This window comes from Gordonia sp. GONU, assembly GCF_024733855.1.
Classification (GTDB): domain Bacteria; phylum Actinomycetota; class Actinomycetes; order Mycobacteriales; family Mycobacteriaceae; genus Gordonia; species Gordonia amicalis.
In genome coordinates, this window is the sequence record NZ_JANRHB010000004.1 from 247432 (window position 1) to 271408 (window position 23977).

The following is a 23977-nucleotide window of genomic DNA, read 5'->3' on the forward strand; positions in this document are numbered from 1 at the left end:
ACCGCAGCTCAGCGCGAGCGACGGATCGCGAGAGCGCGGCGCTTGACTCGCCGCAGGACATTGGCCGCGCGGGTCTTGACCGGTGGCCCCACCTTGGGCAGCGGCGCCGCCAGCACCATCGACGCGATCGTGTCCAGTGCCACGTCGAGCACCTCCCGGTCCGACGGCATCGGCGCGTCGGCGGCGCCCTCCGTGGGCACCTCGAGGTCGGCGAGGTCGCCGGCGACGTCGTATCCAGCGTTGCGCACCGTCTCCACCATCGTGGCCGCCTGGGCAGCGGCCCACCGCCGATGTTCGACGGTCAGCCCCTGCGGCGCGCCCGACCGCGCTTCGAACAGGATCTCACCGATCAGCTGTCCCTTGATGATGCGTTCGTAGCGACGCCATTCGATGGTCTCGGGCTGGAGGCGCTGGTTGAGACCGCGCAGGAACTCGGCCTGAGCGGCCGACAACGAACTGTTGAGACTCGGCACCGGGATGTTCAGCGGTGTGGGGTCGACGTTCATGACCCGGAGGAAGCGATCCCACAGGGTGTCGCCCGTCGCCGGCCGGCCGCGCGGCACGGTCACCACGTGCACCCGTTCGGGCCCGACGAACTTCGCCCATTTGGCGAGGATGCCGACGTGGTCCTGGAACTCCCAGAACGGTTCGTCCTCGACGAGCGGACCGGCGTCCTCGGTGGCCGTCTCGCCCACCGAGTTCGACTCCGCCGCGAAAGCCACCGCGTCGACGAACTCGTCGAAGGAGGCACGACGCTGATTCTTGACGTTCTCCTGCCACACCGAGGGGAGCTGCCTACCGAGGTCGCGGACGGTGGCGATCACGTGGACCTCGTCGGCGAACGACAGATCGGCCAGCAGCCGCTCGATCTGCTCGCTGGTTGCGGTGCTGTACAGCTCGTGGGACAGCAGTGACGTCTGCGGCCAGGCCCGCATCTGCCCGAGCAGCTTGGGCCACACGCCGGCGAAGGCCGGGTCGGCCCAGTCGAGGTAGCGCTCCGGCTGGAGGTGGACCGCGGCGTGGAAGTGATCGGAGATCACATTGCCCGGATAGAGCAGCCCCGACGTCTGCAATGCCAGGTCACGGTTGCGCCAGAGTCGATCCTGCAGGTGCGTGGTGCCGGTCTTGGGGAGACCTATGTGTACGTAAACGACGGACATGATGACTCGAGCCTAGACTTTCACGCACAGTGATTCTTTCCGGCGTGCGTCGCGCGCGCAACGGATTTTGGGCTGGCCGAACCCGGCTGGTAATGTGGTGCGCTGTTGCGGTGACGCCGTGAAGATACTTCACGCGCCGACACCGCGCGGGGCGAGCCCGGACCACCCGGTCCGCCGCCCCGACCCAGAACAGACAGTCATATCCACCAGCAACGACAGAGGTAACACGCGTGGCGAACATCAAGTCTCAGATCAAGCGCAACCGCACCAACGAGAAGAACCGGCAGCGCAACGTGTCGGTCAAGTCGGCGCTGCGTACCTCGATCCGTAGCTTCCGCGAGGCCGTCGAGGCCGGCGACAAGGCAAAGGCTGCCGAGCTCGGCCAGGCCGCGAGCCGCAAGCTCGACAAGGCCGCCAGCAAGGGTGTCATCCACGCCAACCAGGCCGCCAACAAGAAGTCGGCCATCGCTCTCGCGGTCAACAAGCTCTGAGCTGACCCACTCCGACCTCCGGGTCGCCTCGGCGCGACGCGCCGCCATATCCTCATACGTACGATCACCCCGGCAGCATCCACGCGGTTGCCGGGGTGATCGTCGTTCTCTCAACCGGTTAGGTCGCTCCCCTTCGCTGGTTGAGCCGGCCACGAGCGCAGCGAGAGCCGCTCCCCTTCGCTGGTTGAGCCGGCCACGAGCGCAGCGAGAGCCGTGTCGAAACCTCAGTTACGCCGACGCCCGTCCGGCCGGAGATCCGCGACCGCGGCCACGGCATGAGTCAGTGCGTAGTCGGCGTCGGCGGCCTGGCCCTTGACGTCGCCGTTGAGTTTGGCGACCACCCCGACCGCGCGGGCGATCGACTCCGAATCCCAGGCCTTGGCCTTGGCCTGCACGCTCTTGACCCGGTTCGGCGGCATACCCAGTTCCGACGCCGCGGCGAAGTGGTCGATCGAACCCATCGGGCGAATGCGGGCGATGGCATGTACGGCCTCGGCGAGGGCGTCGGCCAGCAGCACCCTGGGCACACCGTGGTGAAGAGCCCAGGCGAGTGACTCGAGCGCACCCGCCCGGTCACCCGTGACGGCCTTGTCGGCGACCTCGAATCCGGTGACCTCGGAGCGGCCCTGGTAGTAGAGCTGCACGGTCTCGCGGTTGACCTTGCCGCCGGTGTCGGCGACGAGCTGGGCGCAGGCGGCGGCGAGTTCACGCAGTTCGGAACCCACACTCTCGACGACCTGCTCGACGACGTCGGCGCTGACCTTCACACCGAGGGATCGGAACTCGTTGCGGACAAAGGTCATCCGGTCCGACGGCCACTTGGGCGCCGCGGTCGCATGCTCCTGTGCGCCGGCTTTCTTCAGCGCCGGAACCATCGACTTGGCGCGTCCCCCACCGTGGTGGATCACCATCAGGGTGATGCCCTCGGGCAGCGACGTCGCGGTCGCGGCGATGAGTGCCGCCGGTTCTTTGCCCGCGTCGGCGGCAGCCTCGACGACGACGATGCGCTCCTCGGCGAACAGTGAGGGACTCAGCAACTCGGCGAGTTCGTGTTCGCTGACGTCGCCGGCACGCACACGGGTCACCGGGACCGGGGCGCCTGCTTCCTTCGACGCCGCCTCGGCCACCGCGGAGATCACCCGGCCGGTGAGAAAGTCGTCGTCTCCGAGAAGCAGGTGCAGGCGATCGGTCACGTGATCATCGTGCCAGATCAGGCCGACACCCCGGCGCGCGCTGCCACGGGCGGACGACGATTCGGCGACTGCGATGCCGCCGAAGCCGACGCACCCGAATCAATCGATTGGTGATAATTTCTCGTCAAGGTGCCCCACCACTTACCTAGGACTGTCATGCGCAACCATCGCAACGGAATCCACCCACGGTGACCACCACACCCGACGAGGTGGTGAGCGCGCGGAGCGTCGCGTCCGCCGAGATCGACGATGTTCTCGCGCAATTCGGGACATCTCGGGCCGGCCTGACATCGCAGGAAGCTGCCAGGCGATCTGCCCTGTACGGCCCGAACGCGGTGCGGTCCCACCGCGTCAGCGCCTGGGCTGTCCTCGGCCGGCAACTCCGCAGTGCGATCCTCGTGCTCCTCGCTGTCACCGCAGTCATCTCGTTCTTCCTCGGTAGCAGCACCGACGCCGTCGTCATCGGAGTCATCCTCACCGCGAGCATCGGTCTGGGTTTCGCCAACGAGTACCGCGCGGAGCGGGCCACCGCGGCACTGCATTCGAATCTGCGTCACCACGCAACGGTCATGCGCGACAACCGGCCGACCGAGGTCGATGTCGCCGAACTCGTCCCGGGAGACCTCGTCGACGTGGTCCTCGGCGCCGTGGTCCCCGCCGATGTCCGACTGATATCGGCAACGGGACTCGAATGCGACGAGAGCGTGCTCACCGGCGAGTCCGAGGCCGTCGAGAAGCACGCTGCACCCGGCGCTGCCACGTCTCCGGGTGCCACTTCTGCGGGGGCCACGGACTCGGGACTGGACACCTGTGTGTTCATGGGCACGATCGTGCGGGCGGGCACGGGCACCGGGGTCGTGTTCGCGACCGGAGCGAAGACAGCGTTCGGGGACATCGCCGCGGGACTCGGCGAACGCCATCCCGACACCGACTTCCAGCGTGGTCTGCGCAAGTTCTCGAATCTGCTCCTCCGGGTCGCGATCGTGCTGATCTCCATGATCGTCGTGATCAATCTGCTCCTCGATCGCCCGTTGCTCGAATCCCTCTTGTTCGCCCTCGCCATCGCCGTGGGCATCACTCCCCAACTGTTGCCCGCGGTCGTCAGCACGAGCCTGGCCTCCGGGTCCCGGCAACTGGCCAAACGCAAGGTGCTCGTCAAACGCCTCGTGTGCATCGAGGACCTCGGCGACCTCGACATCCTGCTCACCGACAAGACCGGCACCCTGACCGAGGGGCGGATCAGTTTCGTCGACGCCGTCGACCCGTCCGGTTCGACGAGCCGCGAGACGTTCCTCTACGGACTGCTGGCGACGGAATACACCGGCGGAACCGAGCAAGTGGTCGCCGCCAACGCAATGGACTCGGCGCTGTGGGCCGCACCGGGTGCCGCGGAGGCCGGGGCGCAGCGATATGAGCGACTCGCTTCATTACCGTTCGATCACACCCGGTGCATGACGTCGGTGCTCGTCGCCGGCCCGAACGACGAACATCTGCTGATCGTGAAGGGTGCCCCCGAGAAGGTTCTGGCGCGATGTGTCGGCGTCGGGCCAGAGGCCGATGAGACGCTCACCGGCTTGTTCGCCGAGGGTGGTCGCGTCGTCGCGGTGGCCACCGCGTCGACGACCGGCAAGGCGCATATCGATCCGGCCGACGAGAACGGCCTGACCTTACGAGGCTTCCTCGTCTTCCTCGACAAGCCCAAACAGGCTGCCACCGAATCACTCAGAGAGTTGGCCGCGCTCCAGATCGAGGTCAAGATCGCGACCGGTGACAACCCGTTGGTCGCTGAGCACGTCTGTGCACAGCTCGGATTGGCCTCCGGCGGCACGATCACCGGAGCCGAGCTCGAAGGGCTCGACGACGAGGCATTCGCCGACGCGGCACAGCGTTTCACCATCTTCGCCCGTGTCCTGCCCGAACAGAAGTCACGGCTGGTCAAAGTCCTTCGGCAACACGGGCGATCGGTCGGTTTCCTCGGCGACGGCGTCAACGACGCACTCGCCCTGCACTCCGCCGATGTGGGGATCTCGGTGGACACCGCGACCGATGTCGCCAAGGACGCCGCCGACATTCTGCTCCTCGACAAGGATCTGGGCGTGCTCGCCGGCGGCGTTGCCGAGGGACGCCGGATCTTCGCCAACACCATGAAATACGTCCTGATGGGTACGTCGAGCAACTTCGGCAACATGTTCAGTGCCGCGGCCGCCTCCGCGGTGTTGACCTTCTTGCCGATGCTGCCCAGCCAGGTCCTGTTGAACAACCTTCTGTACGACTCCAGCCAGCTGGCGATACCGACCGACAAGGTCGACGACGAGCAGGTGCACGCACCATCCCACTGGGACATCGCGTTCATCCGCCGTTTCATGCTCTTCTTCGGACCGGTCAGCTCCATGTTCGACTTCCTGACGTTCGGCATCATGATCGGCCTGTTCAATGCCGGCCCGGAACTCTTCCGCACCGGCTGGTTCCTGGAGTCGATCGCAACCCAGACGCTGATCGTGTTCGCCATCCGAACACGCCGCGTGCCGTTCCTGCGCAGCAGGCCGAGTGTGCCACTGGTGCTCGCGGTGGCGGCGGTGGTAGCCGTCGCGATCGGCCTGACCGTCTCGCCGCTGGCCCATGACCTCGGCTTCACCACGCTCCCGATCGGCTTCTTCCTCGTCCTGGTGTTGCTGGTCATCGCCTACCTGGTGATCGTCGAACTCGCCAAGTTGCTCTTCTACAGCGAGCCGATACACCCGGCGCCATTCGTCCGGAAACGCGGTCTCACACACCGGATCCATCGGCGCGCGGCGCGCTTCAGCGCCGGGTAGGGCGTCAGTCGCCGAACGCCAGCCCGTTCTGCAACGCGTACAGGCTCGCCCCGACCCGATTGGACACGCCGACCTTGGCGTAGGTCCGCTCGACGTGGTTGCGTACCGTCTTCTCGCTGAGCACGAGCTTCGATGCGATCTCCCGGTTGGACAGCCCTCGCGCGACGAGTCCGAGGATCTCCCTCTCGCGCGGCGTGAGGGCATCGGTGCGTCGTGTCCGGCCGGTCGTCTGTCCTGCGGCCGTGAGAACGGCCTCGACGCAGTCGGTGTCCAGTTCGCCGCGGTCCGCCCGTCGCACCAGACGATCTGCAGCCTGCCGGGTCGTCATGGCCTCTCGGTACGGTCGCGGCTCGATCGCCGATCGATAGGCGAGCGCCGCCGCGAGAATCCGGTCGGGTCGTCCGAGGGCCTGACTCGTCAGTCCCAGCGGGTAGCCGGTTCCGTCGAGGTGTTCGTGATGGCTTCGGGCGATCTTCGCGACGTCACCGAGACCGGTGATCCTTGTCAGGACGCGGTCGGTCAGGTACGGGTGCATGCGTACGCGTTCCCATTCCGCCGAGGTCAGATCGTCCGATTTCGACCAGATCCGGCTCGACACACCGATCCGTCCGACGTCGTGGAGGTAACCCGCGCGACGGACCGCGTCGACTTCCTGTTGATCGAGACCCAGATGTCCCGCCGCAGCCTCCGCCAGGTCGGCGACACCACGTGAATGTCCCAGCGCGAAGGGACATTTCAGGTCGACGAAATCGCCGATGGCCAGCAGCAACCGATCCAGCCCGGCGTCGTCGAGGCGCACCTCGGCATCGGGCGCGATGGACAGCGCCAGGTCCCATGGATCGTCGGCGTCGTCGGGGAACAGCGCCTCCGGATCGATGACGAACGCGTCGACGACGGCGGGGTCGAAATGTCCGCCCCGGCGGCTGCGCGCCATGGCGATCGCCCCCTCGAACCCGTACATGCGGTGGTGGACTTCGGCCATGTCGGCCAGTTGCGCCACCCGCATCTCCACGGGGATCTCTGTGCCGGAGACGCCGGCCGGCATGCCTCCCCCGTCAAACCTCTCGAAGGTGTACAGGATCGCCCGCTCGACGTCGGCTCCGAGACCGATGTGGCCCGCGAGCGCGGCGGCGGACAGGCAATGGGAGTGCACCAGAGTGGTGATCTGGCCGCGCGCATCGCGGAAGAGCTCTGCCATGGTCTTCATGCGGTGTGGAAGTGACTCTCCCCGACCCAGATTGCCGAGGAGGAAGCGCAGATACGGCAGGCCCGACCAGTCCACGAGATAGGCATCGCGCCGGACGGCGATGTCGTCGCCGAACCAGCGCGCGTACTCCGCGGAGTCGGCGTGGCACCCGATCCACATCACGAGCGTCGCATAGTAGACGGTGTCCTGCGCCGAGCGGTCGAGGCCGAGCCGCCGCGCCAACCTCGTGGCGATGACCGCCGACCGCAGCATGTGCTCGACCGGTTGGCCGAGCCCCAGGTCGATCGCGACCGAGAGCCCGGCCAGCACCTCGACCCGCCGCGGCAGTACCGTCTGCGCGCTCATGGCGTTCATTGTCGCGCTCCTGGCTCGGCCGCGTCAGCCGACCGACACTTCCCGCGACCGGACCGAACGACGCACATGGGTTCCCGGTAGCAGCATCGGTACTCGCCCGCGGTACGCGATGTAGTCATCCCCGAACGAGCGGATCAGGTCCCGTTCCTCGAGGTGAATGCCTAACAGGACGTAACCGGTTGTGGCGCAGGCGAACAGCAGATGCCCGACGGTCATGGTCGGGGCCACCCAGAACGCGATGAGAAAGCCCAGATAGATCGGATGGCGGACGATCCCGTACCAGAGCGGCGTGATGAACCGGTACGGTTCAAGCGTGCGACCCTTGGCGTTGGCGACCACCTGCCGCAGACCGAACAGGTCGAAATGGTTGATGAGGAACGTCGAGGTGAGAACCAGAACCCACCCGAACAGCGACACGGCGACGAGGAATGTCCGCGCGGCCGGCGCCGAGACATCCCACACGGTGGCGGTGATCGGATGCCACCACCACAGGACGGCTGCGAGGCACGCGGTCGCCGCCGCTACGTAGGTGCTGCGCTCGATCGGGGTGGGCACGATCCTCGTCCACCGTTGTTTGAGACCGGCGCGCGCCATGACGCTGTGCTGCGCGGCGAAAAGTGTCAGTAGTCCGAGGTCGATCGCCAGCGCGGTCACCACCCACGCCGACGGCCCTCCCCGATCGATGGTCCGCGGCACGATCTCCGCGCCTCCGATGACGATCGAGGCGTTCTCGACGAAGGCGATGGCCCACAGGAACACCACCAGGAAGGCGACGTAGGCCGCCAGGCCGTAGGCGAGGTAGCCGACGCGCGTGAGAATGCTTGTGGGCGGGGCGGTTTCTGCTGACGAAGGGGCGTCTCTAGTGGTCATGTCTGTACTCCCATGTCGGTGAGATGATGCTGGGTGTTGTCGGTGGGTTCGGGTGTGTCGAAAGCCGATCGGCCGACGAAGAACAGACCGCGTTGCGGAAGCGGGATGTCGCCGATCCGGATCTGCTCGTCGAGTGGTCCGGGAGCGCCGAGAGTCTCGCCGTGGAGCGATGCCCGGCTGTCGGCGACGCGCCAGATGTACAGAGATGTTCCCCGGAACTCGGGCCCGTTGGGGGTCCGTGCACACATCCGGACTCGGCCGGCACGCAGCATGATGGTTGCCATCGGTCCCACCGCGTGCAGCACCGTCCGGCTGCGCCACGCTGCTGCGGGCGTCGCACCGCTCAGCGCAGTCATCAGGCGCGTCGTGGGTGACGAGGTCAGCTCGACCTGCCAGGTGAGGGTGTTGCCGAGTGTCACCTCGAACGTATGGTCATCGGTCCACCCGACATCGATCGCCGGAACCTGACGGGTCGTCGCGCCCGCATCGAAATACCGCGGGCAGCTCCGCTCGGGTTCGGTCGTCGTGTAGATCGTCCAGTGCCCGTTCGGATCCCGATGCCAGACGGACCGGTATGCAGGTCCGATGGAACTGGCGATCATGTCGCGCAGGGCCAGATAGTGACCCGACGCGAACGGCAGTCCCATGACGCCGCATCCGGCGAATCGTTCGTCGTTTCCGTCCGCAAGGTGTGGGTGTGTACGCAGGTCGGCGACGACCTGGCGGGGTGTTTGTGTGTTCATGACCCCAGCGTCGTCCGCGACGCGCCTCATCGGCGTGGGGCATCTGCCTCAACTTCAGCTCACCCGAACACCTCGACACTCGCCCATCCCAGTCCGCCGAGGGTGTGGGCGCACCAGATCATCCACCACAGTTCCGGCCCGAGTGCGCGTACTAGCAACTCGGCAAACCCGGCACCGAGGCCGTCGGGCGGACCGAGTGCACCGATGAGCGCCGCAACGGTACCGACGACGCTGATGATCGCGACGACGGGCGCGACGAGCAGGTTGGCGACGATCCCGACCACGGACAGCTGACCTGTCACCAGCACGACGATCGGTGCGGTCACCACTTGCGCGGTGATCGCCATCGCGATCACCTCGGACACTCCCGGCGGACAACGCCACGCCCGCAACCGGTCCCGGAGACGCGGCGCCCACAGCACGATGGCGCAGGTGGCCGCTACCGACAGCGCAAAGCCCGGCTGCAGCGCCAACTCCGGCCACCACAGCAGACCACCGATCACTGCGGCCCCCAGAGCCGGCAGCGACTGCGAGCGTCGCGACGCGAACAGGGCCAACACCCCGACCCCACCCATCAGCGCCGCGCGCAACACGCTCGGTGTCGGCCGCACGAGCATCACGAACCCGACGATCACCACGAGTCCGATGACCGCCGCGGCGCGCGGCGGCACCCCGATGCTGCGGACGATGAGAAGCGCTGCGCCGCAGACGATCGCGAAGTTCGCTCCGGATACCGCGGTGAGATGACTCAGGCCCGCGGCCCGGAAGTCATCGCGGAGTCCCTCGTCCACCCCGCTCTCGTCGCCGAGCACAAGACCCGGCAGCAGACCCGCGGCCTCCGGGCCGAGGGCGCGGGTCGCCACCAGTTGTAGGCGTTGCCGGATCGATCCCGCGACGGTCTGATACGCGGGCGGCCCGCCGACGAGCTTCGGGGAAGACGCGGTCAGCGACGCGACGACAAGAGTTCGGTCCGGTGGTGGCCGCACCTTCACGACGGCGACGACTCGTTGACCGGGCAGCAACCCGGCCCATGCCTGCGTTGCACCACGAAGGTCTCCCGGCGCGGTCGAGACCCGCTCCGTACCGACCTGTTCGACGTCGACGCGCGCGCGGATGCGTCCCTGCCCCTTCGGTCCGATCGGCAACGGATCGCTGCGAAGGGTCATGACCACCGTCGCCTTACCCGACACATGCGACAGCGGATGATCGGCACGGGCCTCCTGCCGGAGCGAGAGAGATGTCGCACAAGCCGCGGCCAAACCCGCTCCTACGACGACCAGCCCCACCGCCTCCCAGCCGAGCCGGTGAGTACCGCACGCCAGCACCCCGGCGAGGGCAACCACCGCCGAGACGATCGCGACGCCGACGCTGACACCGACCGGGGCCACCAGCCCGCACGCCGTCACCGACCACACCATCACCGCCGGTACGAGCAGCCGGAAGTCCATCGCCTCAGACCGTCACGAGGTTCGCCAGCTTCGCCAACCGGGCCGGACCGATCCCGTCGACTTCGGCGAGCTGGTCCACAGAGGTGAAGCGGCCGTTGCGTTCTCGCCAGTCGAGGATCGCCTTCGCCGTCACCGGACCGACGCCGGGGAGCGCATCCAGCTCGGTCTCGGTCGCCGTGTTGAGGTTGACCCGACCGCCCGGTTCGGCAGCCGACGATGCCGGTGGCGGACTTCCCCGGCCGTCCGACGGGCCCGGCGCAGGCACACCACCTTCCGCTCCGACCACCGCACTACGCAGCGACATCTGACCCTCACCCCCGGCATAACCGACGAGGATCTGATCTCCGTCGCGCAGAACTCGAGCGAGGTTGAGCGACAGCAGGTCCGCGCCCTTGCGCGCACCACCGGCCTGGTCGATCGCCTCGGCGACCCTGGCTCCCGGAGCGAGACGCACCAGTCCGGGTTTGTTCACCAGTCCGACGACGCTCACCACCAACCGGGCCGGCGTCGTACTCGGTGGCGCGCTGACCGGAGGCGCCGATGCATCCGGCATCGACGACGAACCGGCCGTCGCGCCGAAATCCACGACTGGTGCGGAATCCGTTCCGCGGAACAGTCCGAATCCGGCCACGACACAGGCGATCACCCCTACCGCGATCAACGCGATCGCCGCGGGTGGTGCCACAGCGAAGCGTCGGCGCGGAACGGGATCCTCGTCCTCGTCCCGGTCCTCACCCGACCGATCGTCGTCGGGGTCGAGCACATCGTCGAAACGCCCACGCGTCGGCGACGTGGGCGGCGGCGCATCCAGCCACGTCGGCATCCCACCGATCCCCCACCCCGGATGCTCGGGCTCCTCGACCGCGACGGCAGCCGCAGCAGGGTCACCGGCACCCGGCGGTGGGTCGGAGCCGGCCGCGGCCGGCGGTGGGTCGTCCCGGCGCGCCGGCTGCTCGACGACCGGCCCCAACCGGTCCAGCGGATTCCGCCGTCCTGATGCGCTCATGGCGTCACACGTTAGGAGTGTTCAGAACCGATCACGTGCGCTGTGGACGCCGACCACGAGATCTGTGGACAGGAGCACGGCTGTCGACAGGAAACGGGGCGCCGTCAGCCCTCCTCGAGCCCTTCGATCGGTTCGAGATGCGACGCGATGACGACGCCCACCGCTCCGGGACCCACGTGCGAGCCGAGGATCGGTCCGAGGTCGACGGTCAGCTCGGAGGTCACCATCCGCAGCCGGTTGCGCAGGGTCGCGAGGAGGTCCGCCGCCACCTCCGGGGTCTCACAGTGCTGGATGCCGACGGTGACCGCGCGCCCGCCCGCCGACTCGACCGCGGCCTCGACCATCTTGTCGAGCGCCTTGGAGAAGGTGCGGTGGCGCTCCTTCAGCTGGAGCGTGCCGTCGACCATGTGCAGGATCGGCTTGATCGACAACGCGGACCCGAAGAGCTTGCCTGCCGCACTGATCCGACCGCTGTGACGCAGGTTGTCGAGCTGCTGGACACACAGCAGCGAGTCGACGGTCGCGGCCTGCCGGATCGCCGACTCGTAGACGCGATCACGATCGGCGCCGTCGGCGGCCGCCTGCGCCGCGGCGATGGCCGTGAAACCCACTGCGAGACCGACAGATCGGGAGTCGACGACGCGAACCTGCCCCGAGAACTTCTCCGCCGCCAGCCGCGCCGAGCCCCACGTGCCCGACAGCTTGCGGGACATGTGCACGGCCACCACGCCGGCGCCTTCGCTGGCCTCCAGAGCGGCCTCGAAGTACTCGGTGAGCTCGCTGGGATTGGCGCCCGAGGTGGTCACACCGGGTGTCGTGACGACGTCCTCCGGGATGTAGTCGATGCCCTCGCGGTAGTCCTTGTCCTCGACCGTCACGTGCAGCGGAACCTGCCGGATCCCGTAGTGCTCGGTGACCGACTCGGGCAACCGAGAAGACGAATCTGTGACGACGACGACAGGCACGCGTCTACGTTAGCCGGTTCACCGGCCAGACCTCACATGGGAGTCGCGAGGTCCGTCGGCTAGCTGTTCGCCCTGCTCTTCTCGACCACCGGCGTCACCACGTCGGCGATCTGACGATGGCACGAGAAGCCCCAGTGGATGCCGTCCGGATTCATCTCCGCGGCCGGATCCTCGAAAGCGTCCCGGGTCACCGGATAGAAGTCGACACAGGGCAACCCGTGGTGCTGCGCCCACCGCGCGATCGCCGCCGTCGCCGGGATGCGGCCCGAGTGCACGTAACCGTAATACGGGCTGCGATGGGTCGGCGGCAGGCAAACGACAATCGGCAGATCCGGTCGGAGCTGCGTGAGGGCCTCACGGATCTTGTCCAGGTACTCGACGGTCACCTTCGGCGGCAACGCCAGCGGCCACCCCAGTCGCGACCCACGTGGCTGCACCCACGAATACGCGTCACGCACCCACTGCCGCAGCCGATTCGGCCGGACGTACCGGATCTGCTCGCGCAGCGCCGTCGGCAGCGGCGACGGCAGCGTGTCCATCCCGCCGAAGGCCAGCACGACGACCTCGGCATGCGGAACGGTCGCCCAGATGTTCGGGTCCTGGGTCAGCGCCCACCACACGTCGCGGCTCGTCCAGCCGATCCGGCCGAACAGACGAACCGGCAGACCGACGTCGGCGCCGACCAGCGACGGCCAGATCCGCGGATCGTTCGCGGGCAGCCCACCGACCGGGCCGTAATAGGCCAGCGAGTCGGACAACACCAGTACGCAGCGTTCCTCCGTGGGAGCGCCGGAATCCGGATCGCTCACTGCACGGCGGGATCAGAGTCCTCGGCCGACGCATTCCACACGTCGAGCCGCCAGCGCGGAAGGTCGCCGGGCTTACCGTGCCCCGACAGCTGTACCCAGCTGGTGTTGGCGAGTCCACCGAAGACCGGCCAGTTGTCCACCGGCAGCCCGAGCAGCGCCGCGGTCATCGCCGCGATGACCCCACCATGGGCCACGAGCACGACCGGCGCCTCGGGATTGTCGCCGACACCCCATTCCGGCAACTGCTCGATCAGCTCGTCGACCAGAGGCGTGGAACGCTTCGCCACGTCGACGCGGCTCTCGCCACCCGGCGGGGTCCACGTCGCGTCGTCGCGCCACACGACGCGCGCCCCCGGCATGACCTCATCGACGTCGAGATGAGTCAATCCCTGCCACTCGCCCAGATGCGTCTCACGAAGGCGCACATCGGTTGTCACCGAGAGCCCGGTTCGCTGGGCGAGCGCCTCCGCGGTGTCCCGGGCGCGCTTCAGGTCCGACGACCAGATCACCAGGGGTTGCCGCTTCGCCAGTTCGACAGCCGCCGAATTCGCCTGCCGCACACCGAGCTCGGAGAGATCGGTGTCGAGCTGACCCTGCATGCGGCTGCCCGCGTTGTATTCGGTCTGCCCGTGGCGCAACAGGATCAGTCGCCGGACGACCGGGGTCAGACGCTCGACCGAGGTGTCGTGGGTATCGGGACCCCCGCTCACGAAAGCCCTTCCACCTCGACGACCGGGCAGTCCTTCCACAGACTCTCCAGCGCGTAGAAGCGTCGCTCGTCGGTGTGCTGGATGTGCACCACGATGTCGGCATAATCGAGCAGAGCCCAACGCCCCTCACGGGTGCCCTCACGGCGCACCGGCTTGTACCCGGCCTCCCGCAGCTTCTCCTCGACCTCGTCGACGATCGAATTGACCTGTCGCTCGTTGTCCGCCGACGCGATGACGAAGGCGTCGGTGATCACCAACTGTTCCGACACATCGATCACGGTCACCTCATGGGCGAGCTTCTCCGCGGCCGCCAGAGCGGCCACCTTGGCCATCTCCAACGCTTCAGCTGACGCAGTCACACAAGTCCTCTCGATTCACTTACCGCTCGACGCCACAGACGCTCCCGGCGCGGGATCAACTCCGCCCGCTCGCTCCGCTCCCGGCGCGGGATCAACTCCGCCCGCTCGCTCCGCTCCCGGCGCGGGATCATTACCGCCCGCTCGCTCCGCTCCCGGCGCGGGATCATTACCGCCCGCTCGCTCCGCTCCCGGCGCGGACACCCCGGGCGACGACGCCCGAGGCGCACGATACAGCTTCCTCTTGGCGATGTACTGCACGACGCCGTCGGGCACCAGGTACCAGACCGGGCGGCCCTCCGCCGCACGCGTGCGGCAATCGGTCGACGAGATCGCCAGCGCCGGGATCTCCAGCAGATGCAGCGTGTCATCCGGCATCTCCGCGAGATGCTGCGCCAGATGGGTGGCATCGAGCTCGTAGCCGGGCCGGCTCACACCCACGAACCGGGCGAGGTCGAACAGCTCCTCCCAGTCCTGCCACGACAGGATCGACTCCAGCGCATCGGCACCGGTGATGAAGTAGAGCTGCGCGTCGGGCAACTGCTTGCGCAGGTCTCGCAACGTGTCGACGGTGTAGGTGTCGCCGTCACGGTCGATGTCGACGCGGCTGACGCTGAACTGCGGGTTCGACGCCGTCGCGATGACCGTCATCAGGTACCGGTCCTCGGGCGGGCTGACCATCGTGTGCTCGCCCAGCTTCTGCCACGGACGCCCCGTCGGGACGAAGATCACCTCGTCCAGCTCGAAGCGATGAGCGACCTCGCTGGCCGCCACCAGGTGCCCGTTGTGGATCGGGTCGAACGTGCCACCCATGACGCCGATGCGGCGCGCAATATGGCGGTCGGTTGACATGGACGGTCAGTCTACGCGGTGGCGCCGGGATCAGATCGGCAGCAGGTCGGCGATGACGGTTCCGAGCTGCGTCGCGTTGCGGCATTCGAACATGTCGATGACCTCCGCATAGTCGGTGGCGACCGAGTCACCGGTCCCCCAATGCTCTTTGGCCTCGGGGTTCAGCCAGTACGCGTGCCGGGCGCGTTCGACCAGTTCCGCGAGCGCGTCGGCGTGCGTCTCGTGGTAGTTGTTGCGTGCATCACCGAGCACCAGCAGCGCTCCCCGATGCGTCAGCGTTTCGCCGTACTCGCCGACGAAACCGGCGAGCATGTTCCCGTAGTCCGAATGTCCGTCGCGCGTGGAGATCCGGGCGGTGGAGATCATGTGGTGCATCGCCGCACCGAAATCCTCTTCACCGTGGTCGAAGAACTCGGTGACCTCGTCGACGGTGTCGACGAACGCGAAAACCCGCACCTTGGAGAACTGTTGGCGCAGTGCGTACACCAGCCGCAGCGTGAACTGGCTGAAGCCCGCGACCGACCCCGACACATCGCAGATGATGATCAACTCCGGGCGTCCGGGACGCGGCTTGCGGTGACTGAGTTCGATCGGGACACCGCCGGTGGACATCGACGCCCGCAACGTCTTCCGAACATCGACCGCCCCGCGATGGGCACGACGCCGCCGCGTCTCGAGCTTGGCGGCGAGCAACCGGGCCAGTGGCTCGATCGTCTTGCGGATCTCCACCTGCTCCTTGGCGCCCGCGGAGAGGAAGTTGACGTTCTCCGGCAGGGGCGGCACCGCATACGCGCCGACCTTGTCCCGGCCGTTGCGATCGGCCATCCGACGCTGCGTCTCACGCTCGATCGCGGCCCGCAGGTCGGTGGCCTTCTGACGCGCGGCTTGCCGGTACAGCGGCTGGGTGCCCGGTCGGCCACCGTCGCCGTCACCGTCGCCGCCGGCCATCGCCGCGGCGATCTTGGCGATCAACGTCTGTGGGCTGACCGCGGAGATCGCCTGATACGCCGAGAAGGCCTCGCCCTTCGTCGACCCGTAGCGCCCCAGCTCGTCGACGATCATCGCGATCGCCTGCTCGAGCCGCCCGTCACCGGCCGCCGCGTCGTCGGCCAGCATCTCCGCCAGCGCGTCCCGCACCGCCTCGACGTCGAGGTTTCCGTCCTCGTCACGTGGCAGATCCTCGGTGACGGTGCGCATTCCCGCGCCGACCGGGAACCACAGGTCGAAGACGCGGTCGAAGACCCCTCGATGCGCATGGTCGACGAGCAGCGTCGTCGCCAGACCCTCACGGAGACGGGACCGCTCGAGCAGATCGAGCACCTCCATCGCACTCGCCGCGTCGATCAGCGCCGACGGCCCGACGACGATCCCGCGACGACGCAGCTCATCGACGAAATCGGTGAGGTGCGCGACGAGCGGAGTCGTCATCAGCCCAGCTTGAGTTCTTTGAGAGCCGTCTTCAGATCGGGCCGGTGTTTGAGCACCACACCGAGGGTGCGGGCGATGAGCCCGTCGTCGAGGCCGCCGCGCCTGGCGTCGGCCTGTTCTCCCGCACCGAGTGCGAGCAGCGTGTTGGCCCAGTCGATCGTCTCGGCCACCGACGGTTTCTTGCGGATGTCCAGCGTCCGCAGCACACCGACGATCCGGACCAGTTCCGCACTCGGCGATGCCGACAGGTTCGGCACCCGCGAGGCGAGGATCTCCTTCTCCCGCTCGGCGTCGGGAAAGTCGATGTAGAGGTACAGGCAGCGACGCTTGAGCGCCTCGGACAGTTCGCGCGTGGCGTTCGAGGTGAGGAGCACGATCGGTCGGCGCTGCGCGGCAACGGTTCCCATCTCGGGGATGGTGATCGCGAAGTCGCTGAGCACCTCGAGGAGCAGCCCCTCCATGTCGACGTCGGCCTTGTCGACCTCGTCGATCAGCAGCACGGTCGAACCCTCGCGCGAGATCGCCTTCAGCAGCGGCCGCGGCAGCAGGAACTCGTCGGAGAAGATGTCGGTCTTCGCCTCTTCCCAGGCGCGGTTGCCCGTCGCCTGGATGTGCAGGATCTGCTTGGCATGGTTCCACTCGTAGAGCGCGCGGGCCTCGTCGATGCCCTCGTAGCACTGCAGGCGGACGAGCTCGGCGTCTGTGGCTGCGGCGATCGACTTGGCCAGTTCGGTCTTGCCGACACCCGCGGGCCCCTCGACGAGCAGCGGCTTGCCCAGCCGGTCGGCGAGGAAGGTCGACGTCGCCGTGGCGTCGTCGGCGAGGTAGCCGGTGTCACGGAGCCGTGCGACGACATCGTCGACGGAGGTGAACGACGGCACGACCTGTGGTCCGGAACCGGTGTATTCCGTGGAGCTCGTCATCAGGCCGGCCGAACGTGGCCGTTGCCCCAGACCAGCCACTTGGTCGAGGTCAGCTCGGGCAGGCCCATCGGGCCGCGGGCGTGCAGCTTCTGGGTCGAGATGCCGATCTCGGCGCCGAACCCGAACTGCTCGCCGTCGGTGAAGGCGGTGGAGGCGTTCACCATGACGGCGGCGGCATCCACGCGGCGGGTGAACTCGTCCGCGGCGGCGAGGTCGGTGGTGATGATCGCCTCGGTGTGACCGGTGCCGTAGGAGTCGATGTGGGAGACGGCGGCGTCGAGGTCGTCGACGACCTTCATCGCGATGTCCATCGACAGATACTCCTTGGTCCAGTCGTCCTCGGTGGCCGGTTCCATGCCCGGCTCGTCACCGTGGATCACGACACCCTGGGACTGCAGGACCTGGGTGATGCGAGGCAGCGCATCAGCCGCCACCGCCTTGTCGATCAGGACCGTCTCGGCGGTGTTGCAGACACTCGGCCGGCGGGTCTTGGAGTTCAGGATGACGCGGACGGCGACGTCGAGGTCGGCGAGAGCGTGCACGTAGACGTGGCAGTTACCCACGCCGGTCTCGATGGTGGGGACGGTCGCGTTGGAGACGACGGCCTCGATGAGACCGGCACCGCCGCGCGGGATCACGACGTCGACGAGCCCGCGGGCGCGGATGAGCGCGGTGACGCTCGAGCGGTCCTCGCTGGGCAGCAGCGACACGGCATCCGCGCTGACGCCCTTGGCGGACAGGGTCTCTCGCAGGATGCGGACGAGTTCGGCGTTCGACGACGCGGCCGACGACGAACCGCGGAGCAGCACCGCGTTACCCGACTTGAAGGCGATCCCGAAGACGTCGACCGTGACGTTGGGCCGCGCCTCGTAGACGATGCCGACGACACCGAGGGGAACTCGTACCTGTCGGAGCTGAAGTCCGTTGGGCAGGGTCTTGCCGGAGACGATCTCACCGATCGGATCGGGCAGGACCGCGACCTGACGAAGACCGTTCGCGATGCCGACGACACGGGATTCGTCGAGACGCAGGCGATCGAGCAGGCTCGCCTCGGTGCCCGCCTCCTCGGCGCGCGCGATGTCCTCGGCGTTGGCGGCGAGGATCGTCTCCGACGCGGCTTCGATGGCGTCGGCCGCCGCGAGCAGAACCTCGTTCTTGTCCGCCGTCGTGAGACCACCCAGTGAGCGGGATGCCGATTTCGCCGCTCGCGCGAGTCCGAGGACGACCTTTTCGGTTCCGGACTCGCCTCTTGCGACGGAGGGCTCTGCGGTGGGTGCGCTCATCAACATCCTCGACTTCGCGGGTGGTCGCCGCGACGATGCCGCCGCGGGATATATGCCGCCCTCAAGAGTAGCGCCGGGCCGAGCACGTCCCCAAAGAGCTATCCGGTCCGGTCAGGCTCTGGACCACCACTTCGAGCGCTGGGACGGCGCCTGCTTGTGCCCGTCGCACCACTGGGAGTCGGGAACGCGGCGTTTGAGGGCGTCGACATGACGACCGCACCCCGACCAGGTCGTCTTGCCGCACGTTGGGCACTTCACCGGTGAACACATGCTCTCAGTCCTTACGTTCGAGTTCGAGACAACGACGTCACTATACCCCAGGGGGTATACTGTGGTTGCCATCGATCCCGGGCGTTCACACGTCCCCAGCAGAAGGAAGACCCATGACACGCGCAACCGGTACTCACGAGCCCCGATTGACGGTGGAAAGAATGGTGCCCGCGCTCGCGGGCGTGATGGTGACGATCAGCGTCATCCTCGTGCTGACAGTGTCCCCGTGGTGGACCGTGCTCACCCTCTTCGTGGCCGCCAACCTGCTGCTCTACAGTGCCGTCGGATGGTGCCCCGCGAGCCTCCTCATGTCGAAGGCGGGACTCCCTCGCGCCACATGCCCCCGCTGAGCGCCCAGCTCACCCACCCACCCACGAAATCACCCATATCCACGAAAGAGGGGGCCGATGTCTCGGCCCCTCTTTCGTTCGCTCCTACTCGGCCACCGGCTCCGGACCGCCCGTCACGCCAGCGCGAGGAACAGCTTCTCCAGTGCCGCCTCGGACAGCGGCGGCTGCTCACCGTCGGCAGTCTCGACACACTGCCGCATCCCCGACGCCACGACCTTGAAGCCGGCTCGGTCGAGCGCTCGCGACACCGCCGCGAGCTGGGTGACCACGTCCGTGCAGTCCCGGCCCGCCTCGATCATGGCGATCACCCCGGCAAGCTGGCCCTGAGCGCGCTTCAGCCGATTCAGAACAGCCCCCATCGCCTCTTCCCCGACGGTCAAGCGCGGCCTCTCGTCTGCGGCCATGGTGATTCCTCCTCGTGTTTGACCACCCACAGGTCTCGGTAGCCGAAGCCGTGGATCCTTGACGCCACCATACCCCCCGGGGTATCTTCTACGCCAGATCCAATACCCCTAGGGGTATCAGACGAAAGGAATCTCATGGCGCCGAAGACGGCCCTCTCCGAAGACGAAGCAACACCTGACCCAACAGGTTCCGCAGCCGGAATCCTCGGTCGCTGGGGCGCGACGATGGCCGGCCGCGCCCGTTGGGTGTTCGGTGTGTGGGTGCTCCTCCTGGTGGTTCTGGGAGCGGCGGCACCCTCGGTGTTCTCCTCACTCGCCGGCGCCGGATGGCAGGCGAACGGGTCCGAGTCCGTCCAAGTCCGCGAACTGGCCCAGCAGCACTTCGGCGGCAACTCCTCGGCCGCGGTGCAGGTGGTCGTCCATTCCGACCGCGATCGCGTCGAGAGTCCCGCGGTCCAGGCCGTCGTCGGAAAGATCACCGAACTCGCGGCGACCGATGACCGATTCGCCCAGGTCGTGCCACCACAACCGGGAATGTCCATCAGTCCCGATGGTCACACCGGCATCGTCATCATCGGTGCTGCCGCCAACACCGACGACATGGTGCGGGCAGTCGACGAACGCAAAGACGAGCTGACCGGGCTGTCCGGGAACGGTGTCGAGGTCTACCCGACCGGTGCGTCCGCATTGTGGAGTGACTTCAACAAGGCCAATCACGACGCGATGATCAAGGCCGAGCTGTTCTCCTGGCCGGTCACTTTGACGATCATGGTGCTGGCCTTCGGGTCGCTGGTCGCGGCCGGACTTCCCTTGCTGCTGACCATCGCCGGACTCGTCGCCTCCGCCGGCGGACTGGTCCTGCTGAACCAGGTCACGCCGATCTCCGTGTGGGCGATCAACTTCGCCATGATGTTCGCCCTGGCCCTGGGCATCGACTACGCCCTGTTCATCGTGTCGCGCTTCCGCGATGCCATGCGCGGTTACGGCGACGACATGCGTGCCGCGGTCGCCGAGACCATGGACACCGCAGGAAAAGCGGTGTTGCTCTCCGGCATCACCGTCCTGGTGAGCCTGTCCGCAGTGTTGCTGGTTCCCGCACCCGCGGTGCGAACGATGGCCGTGGGCATCATGCTCGCCGTCGTCTTCGTCCTGGCGGCAACCCTGACACTTCTGCCCGCCGCACTGGGCAAGCTGGGTCCCCAGGTCAATGCGGTGTCGATGCCGTACGCCCGCCGTCAGCAACACCGTTCACCGGTGTTCGCCCGCTGGGGACTCTTCCTGCACCGCCACCCGTGGACCGTCGCCGCCGGCTCCCTCGCCGTTCTCATCGCGTTGGCGATCCCGGTCTTCGGTCTGAAGGTCGCGATGCCGTCGATCACCGTCGTCCCCGAGGACGCACCAGTGCGTCAGGGCTACGAACTCGTCCAGTCACAGATGGGCGAGGGCGCACCCGGGATGTTGCAGATCGTCGCACCCGCCGACGAGGCGCAGCAGACCGCCCAGGCCGCCTCTCAGTCCCCGGGAATCCAGATGGTGACTCCCCCGATGCCCGCCGCAGACGGCTCGGATTACGTTCTCATGCAGGCACTTCCGTCGGTCGACCCATCCAACGAGCAGATGGGCACGATCGTCGACGACCTGCGCAGCACCCTGCCCGACGGTGCACTGGTCGGTGGCGCGCCCACTGAGAACCTGGACCTCCAGCAGGCCCTGAACGACTACTTCCCGCTGGTTGTCTCCGTCATCCTCATCCTGGGCTTCCTGTTGCTCCTGGTCTCGCTGCAGGCACCTCTGATCGCCCTGATCGGCACCGTGGTCAGCCTGTTGTCGACGGCAGCTGCCTTCGGCGTCGCAAAGCTCATCTTCCAGGACGGGCACCTCGCGGACCTGTTGGGCTTCACACCCCAGGGCTTCCTCGACGGGTGGGGACCGGTGTTCTTCTTCGCGATGATCTTCGCGATCGCGATGGACTACACGGTCTTCCTGCTCGCCACCGCGAAGGAGCACTTCGAGCGGTCCGACAACGCCACACAGGCACAGATCGACGGGATGGCGCACTCCGGCCGGATCATCTTCGCCGCGGCAGCGGTCATGGTGGCGGTGTTCTTCACCTTCGCCCTGGCCGAACCTCTTCCCCCGAAGGAGATGGGGATCATCCTCGGTGTCGCCGTTCTGCTGGATGCCGTCCTGATCCGTCTCACACTCCTTCCGGCGCTGTTGCGGATCACGCGCCGCGCGGCATGGTGGTCGCCCGCCTGGTTGCGCCGCATCCTGCCCAAGATCAGCTTCGCGCACTGACAACCCGAACCGGATTCCGTCCCGGGCCAGCGGACAACCGTCTGGCCCGGGACGGGGCCGAAACGAAAGGAACACAATGTCCCTCGCACTGAACACCACGCTGACCATCCCCTTCGACGAAGCGGTCGAGCGCACCCGCGCCGCACTCGCCGACCAGGGATTCGGTGTCCTCACCGAGATCGATGTCCAGGCCACCATGAAGAAGAAGCTCGACGAGGACATGGAGCAGTACCTGATCCTGGGCGCGTGCAATCCGCCTCTGGCACACCGAGCACTCGGGGTCCAACGCCAGATCGGACTGCTGCTGCCGTGCAACGTCGTCGTCCGGTCGGACCCGGACCATCCCGGCACGACACTCGTCGAGGCGATGAATCCGGATCTGATGGTTCAGGTCTCGGGTGAGCCCGAACTCGAGTCCGTCGCACGTGATGCCGCCACGAAGCTGCAGGCCGCGATCGACGCACTGTCGAACCAGTCCTGACCCGCCGATCCCAGAACAGAATCCCTGACACGACAGGAGTTGTCATGAATCGCTTCGACTTCTACTTCGATCCGGTGTGTCCCTTCGCGTGGGCCGCATCGCGGTGGCTCGCCGACCAGGCCGGGAGACACGATGACTCGGTCGACTGGCACGTCATGAGTCTGGCCGTCCTCAACGAGGATCGGGAACCCGCATCGGACCAGCAGCGACGGCAACTGGACACCTCCCGCCGGCTCGGCCGGGTGTTCATGGCCGCCGTCGCGAAGAACGGCGTGGACGCGATCGGGCCCCTCTACTCGGCGGTCGGCCGGCGTTTTCACCACGCGGGTGACGAGATGACCCCCGCGGTCGTCTCGGAGATCCTCGTCGAGGCCGGACTCCCCTCCGAACTGGCCGAGGCGATGGACGACGACTCGTTCGACGATGCCCTGAGGACAGCGCACCAACGCAGTCAGGATGTCCTGGGCGAGACCGGCGGCAGCCCGATCACCGGGATCAACGGAACCCACTTCTTCGGCCCGGTGCTCTCCGACATCCCGACCGGCGACGAGGCCGTGGCCCTCTACTCCGCGATCGTCACGCTTGGGGCCACGTCTGCCTTCTCACAGCTCAAGCGGCCCACCGGAGGGAAACCGACGTTCTCGGCCTGAGCTCGCCGCCTCACTGTCCGCACCGCAACGCGTCGATCAGCACCCCACGCGATTCGGCATCGACCGTCAGACCGTATGTCGCACTGACCATCACGAACTGGATCGCGTACTGACACCAGAACCCGCGGGCCGGTGGCATCCACCGGGCCGGTTCGGAGTCGCTCTTGTCCTGATTCGACGGGCCGTCGACGGCGACGAGGTTGGCCGGGTCGTTGGCGAAGCTCAGTCGTCGGCCGAGTTCCCACGACCACGCACCCATGTCCCAGGCGTAGGCCAGCGGCACGATGTGGTCGATCTGCACACTCGACGCGTTGCGGTCGCGGCGGAACACCACGAACTCGCCGCTGTACGGGCTCCGGAACTCCCCCGCGAGAACCGCCCGCGGACAGCTCGACACCGGTCCCGCCCGGATGTCCTGTAGATCTCGGGCCAGGATGTCGTTGCGGGTGTCGCATCCGTTGCCACCACCGGCCACGGCCACCGCGTCCGTCCACGCCGCGCCGAATGCGCTTCGGTCGTAGTCGTCGCGGTCGGGACGCTGTGCGTGCACGGGGATGGACGCCAAGCGCGCCAGAGCTTCTCGCGCCAGCGTCCGTACTCGCGGGTCGATGTCGGACTGCGGACCGAATCCACCGGATCCCACCGCGACCACGATCGCCGTGACGACCGCGAAGACCAGCAGCGACCACTGCCGGGCCGACCACGACCCCCATGCCGATGTTCTCCAGACGATCCACCGCACCCGCATGCGGAGCCGCCGGAGCGTCGGCGATCGGAACGTCGCGTCGCGGAGGACCATGGGACTTAGACGCAGCGCCGGGCGGCGAGGTTCCAGGAAAATTGAAACCTGTTCCCGCGCAGCGGTTCACCCCGCGATGGGCGGTTTCCTTCGCGCGGACCGGATCTGCTCGGC

23 protein-coding genes are annotated in these 23977 nt (G+C 67.4%); 6 read left to right on the top strand and 17 right to left on the bottom strand.

The window, feature by feature from the left end; translation table 11 throughout:
* Positions 1–8 precede the first annotated feature (8 nt).
* Positions 9–1160 carry a hypothetical protein gene (locus NWF34_RS06310; protein ID WP_024500493.1) on the bottom strand — a complete coding sequence of 384 codons (1152 nt, stop codon included), beginning with the start codon at positions 1158–1160 and terminating at the stop codon, positions 9–11.
* 230 nt (positions 1161–1390) lie between these two features.
* Between NWF34_RS06310 and rpsT the strand changes: the two genes are divergently transcribed.
* Positions 1391–1651: a 30S ribosomal protein S20 gene (rpsT, locus tag NWF34_RS06315; protein WP_006434830.1), complete on the top strand. Its 261-nt coding sequence runs from the start codon at positions 1391–1393 to the stop codon at positions 1649–1651.
* A 224-nt stretch (positions 1652–1875) separates the two neighbouring features.
* Here rpsT and holA read toward each other — a convergent pair whose 3' ends face one another.
* Positions 1876–2844: a DNA polymerase III subunit delta gene (gene holA, locus NWF34_RS06320; protein WP_024500494.1), complete on the bottom strand. Its 969-nt coding sequence runs from the start codon at positions 2842–2844 to the stop codon at positions 1876–1878.
* A 188-nt stretch (positions 2845–3032) separates the two neighbouring features.
* Between holA and mgtA the strand changes: the two genes are divergently transcribed.
* Positions 3033–5657 carry a magnesium-translocating P-type ATPase gene (gene mgtA, locus NWF34_RS06325; RefSeq protein ID WP_024500495.1) on the top strand — a complete coding sequence of 875 codons (2625 nt, stop codon included), beginning with the start codon at positions 3033–3035 and terminating at the stop codon, positions 5655–5657.
* 4 nt (positions 5658–5661) lie between these two features.
* On the opposite strand, the gene NWF34_RS06330 is transcribed toward mgtA, so the two are convergent.
* The 13 genes from NWF34_RS06330 to NWF34_RS06390 all read right to left on the bottom strand — a co-directional run bounded on the left by NWF34_RS06330 (position 5662) and on the right by NWF34_RS06390 (position 18611).
* The gene (locus tag NWF34_RS06330) at positions 5662–7218 is read right to left on the bottom strand and encodes an HD domain-containing phosphohydrolase (protein ID WP_024500496.1); all 1557 of its coding nucleotides are present in this window, start codon (positions 7216–7218) and stop codon (positions 5662–5664) included.
* Between the two features lie 24 nt (positions 7219–7242).
* A complete protein-coding gene (mddA, locus tag NWF34_RS06335) occupies positions 7243–8088 on the bottom strand; it encodes a methanethiol S-methyltransferase (RefSeq protein WP_024500497.1) in 846 nt (281 codons plus the stop codon).
* Complete coding sequence (locus tag NWF34_RS06340; RefSeq protein WP_258324412.1) at positions 8085–8831, bottom strand: hypothetical protein; 747 nt, start codon at positions 8829–8831, stop codon at positions 8085–8087. The genes mddA and NWF34_RS06340 overlap by 4 nt, the downstream gene beginning before the upstream one ends.
* Positions 8832–8890: 59 nt before the next feature.
* On the bottom strand, positions 8891–10279 hold the full coding sequence (locus NWF34_RS06345; RefSeq protein ID WP_258324413.1) for a ComEC/Rec2 family competence protein: 1389 nt from the start codon (positions 10277–10279) through the stop codon (positions 8891–8893).
* 4 nt (positions 10280–10283) lie between these two features.
* The gene (locus NWF34_RS06350; protein WP_258324414.1) at positions 10284–11285 is read right to left on the bottom strand and encodes a ComEA family DNA-binding protein; all 1002 of its coding nucleotides are present in this window, start codon (positions 11283–11285) and stop codon (positions 10284–10286) included.
* 104 nt (positions 11286–11389) lie between these two features.
* Positions 11390–12250, bottom strand: a complete 861-nt coding sequence (locus NWF34_RS06355) for a DegV family protein (protein WP_258324415.1) — start codon at positions 12248–12250, stop codon at positions 11390–11392.
* A gap of 59 nt (positions 12251–12309) precedes the next feature.
* Positions 12310–13059, bottom strand: coding sequence for a diglucosylglycerate octanoyltransferase (octT, locus tag NWF34_RS06360; RefSeq protein ID WP_258324416.1), 750 nt, complete (start codon positions 13057–13059; stop codon positions 12310–12312).
* Positions 13056–13769 carry a histidine phosphatase family protein gene (locus NWF34_RS06365; RefSeq protein ID WP_024500503.1) on the bottom strand — a complete coding sequence of 238 codons (714 nt, stop codon included), beginning with the start codon at positions 13767–13769 and terminating at the stop codon, positions 13056–13058. Before NWF34_RS06365 ends, octT begins: the two co-directional genes overlap by 4 nt.
* Positions 13766–14128: a ribosome silencing factor gene (gene rsfS / locus NWF34_RS06370; protein WP_024500504.1), complete on the bottom strand. Its 363-nt coding sequence runs from the start codon at positions 14126–14128 to the stop codon at positions 13766–13768. Before rsfS ends, NWF34_RS06365 begins: the two co-directional genes overlap by 4 nt.
* Before the next feature lie 15 nt (positions 14129–14143).
* Positions 14144–14977, bottom strand: a complete 834-nt coding sequence (gene nadD, locus NWF34_RS06375; RefSeq protein WP_258324417.1) for a nicotinate-nucleotide adenylyltransferase — start codon at positions 14975–14977, stop codon at positions 14144–14146.
* Positions 14978–15007: 30 nt separating this feature from the next.
* Positions 15008–16405 carry a VWA domain-containing protein gene (locus NWF34_RS06380; protein WP_258324418.1) on the bottom strand — a complete coding sequence of 466 codons (1398 nt, stop codon included), beginning with the start codon at positions 16403–16405 and terminating at the stop codon, positions 15008–15010.
* Positions 16405–17328: a MoxR family ATPase gene (locus tag NWF34_RS06385; protein WP_258324419.1), complete on the bottom strand. Its 924-nt coding sequence runs from the start codon at positions 17326–17328 to the stop codon at positions 16405–16407. The genes NWF34_RS06380 and NWF34_RS06385 overlap by 1 nt, the downstream gene beginning before the upstream one ends.
* Positions 17328–18611 (bottom strand): glutamate-5-semialdehyde dehydrogenase, encoded by a 1284-nt coding sequence (locus NWF34_RS06390; RefSeq protein WP_159405901.1) that lies wholly within the window; start codon positions 18609–18611, stop codon positions 17328–17330. Before NWF34_RS06390 ends, NWF34_RS06385 begins: the two co-directional genes overlap by 1 nt.
* A 383-nt stretch (positions 18612–18994) precedes the next feature.
* Between NWF34_RS06390 and NWF34_RS06395 the strand changes: the two genes are divergently transcribed.
* On the top strand, positions 18995–19231 hold the full coding sequence (locus NWF34_RS06395; RefSeq protein WP_024500508.1) for a DUF2892 domain-containing protein: 237 nt from the start codon (positions 18995–18997) through the stop codon (positions 19229–19231).
* A 113-nt stretch (positions 19232–19344) separates the two neighbouring features.
* On the opposite strand, the gene NWF34_RS06400 is transcribed toward NWF34_RS06395, so the two are convergent.
* Entirely contained in the window at positions 19345–19635 is a 291-nt protein-coding gene (locus NWF34_RS06400; RefSeq protein WP_375295628.1) for a metal-sensitive transcriptional regulator, read from the bottom strand.
* A 135-nt stretch (positions 19636–19770) separates the two neighbouring features.
* On the opposite strand from NWF34_RS06400, the gene NWF34_RS06405 reads away from it, so the two are divergent.
* From NWF34_RS06405 to NWF34_RS06415, 3 genes are all read left to right on the top strand, one after another.
* The gene (locus tag NWF34_RS06405) at positions 19771–21933 is read left to right on the top strand and encodes an MMPL family transporter (RefSeq protein ID WP_159405900.1); all 2163 of its coding nucleotides are present in this window, start codon (positions 19771–19773) and stop codon (positions 21931–21933) included.
* A gap of 76 nt (positions 21934–22009) precedes the next feature.
* Positions 22010–22414, top strand: a complete 405-nt coding sequence (locus NWF34_RS06410) for a DUF302 domain-containing protein (protein ID WP_159405899.1) — start codon at positions 22010–22012, stop codon at positions 22412–22414.
* Positions 22415–22458: 44 nt separating this feature from the next.
* Complete coding sequence (locus tag NWF34_RS06415; RefSeq protein WP_159405898.1) at positions 22459–23064, top strand: DsbA family protein; 606 nt, start codon at positions 22459–22461, stop codon at positions 23062–23064.
* Positions 23065–23074: 10 nt separating this feature from the next.
* Here the strand turns inward: NWF34_RS06415 and NWF34_RS06420 are convergent, their stop codons facing one another.
* Entirely contained in the window at positions 23075–23863 is a 789-nt protein-coding gene (locus NWF34_RS06420; protein ID WP_159405897.1) for an HNH endonuclease family protein, read from the bottom strand.
* Positions 23864–23977 lie beyond the last annotated feature (114 nt).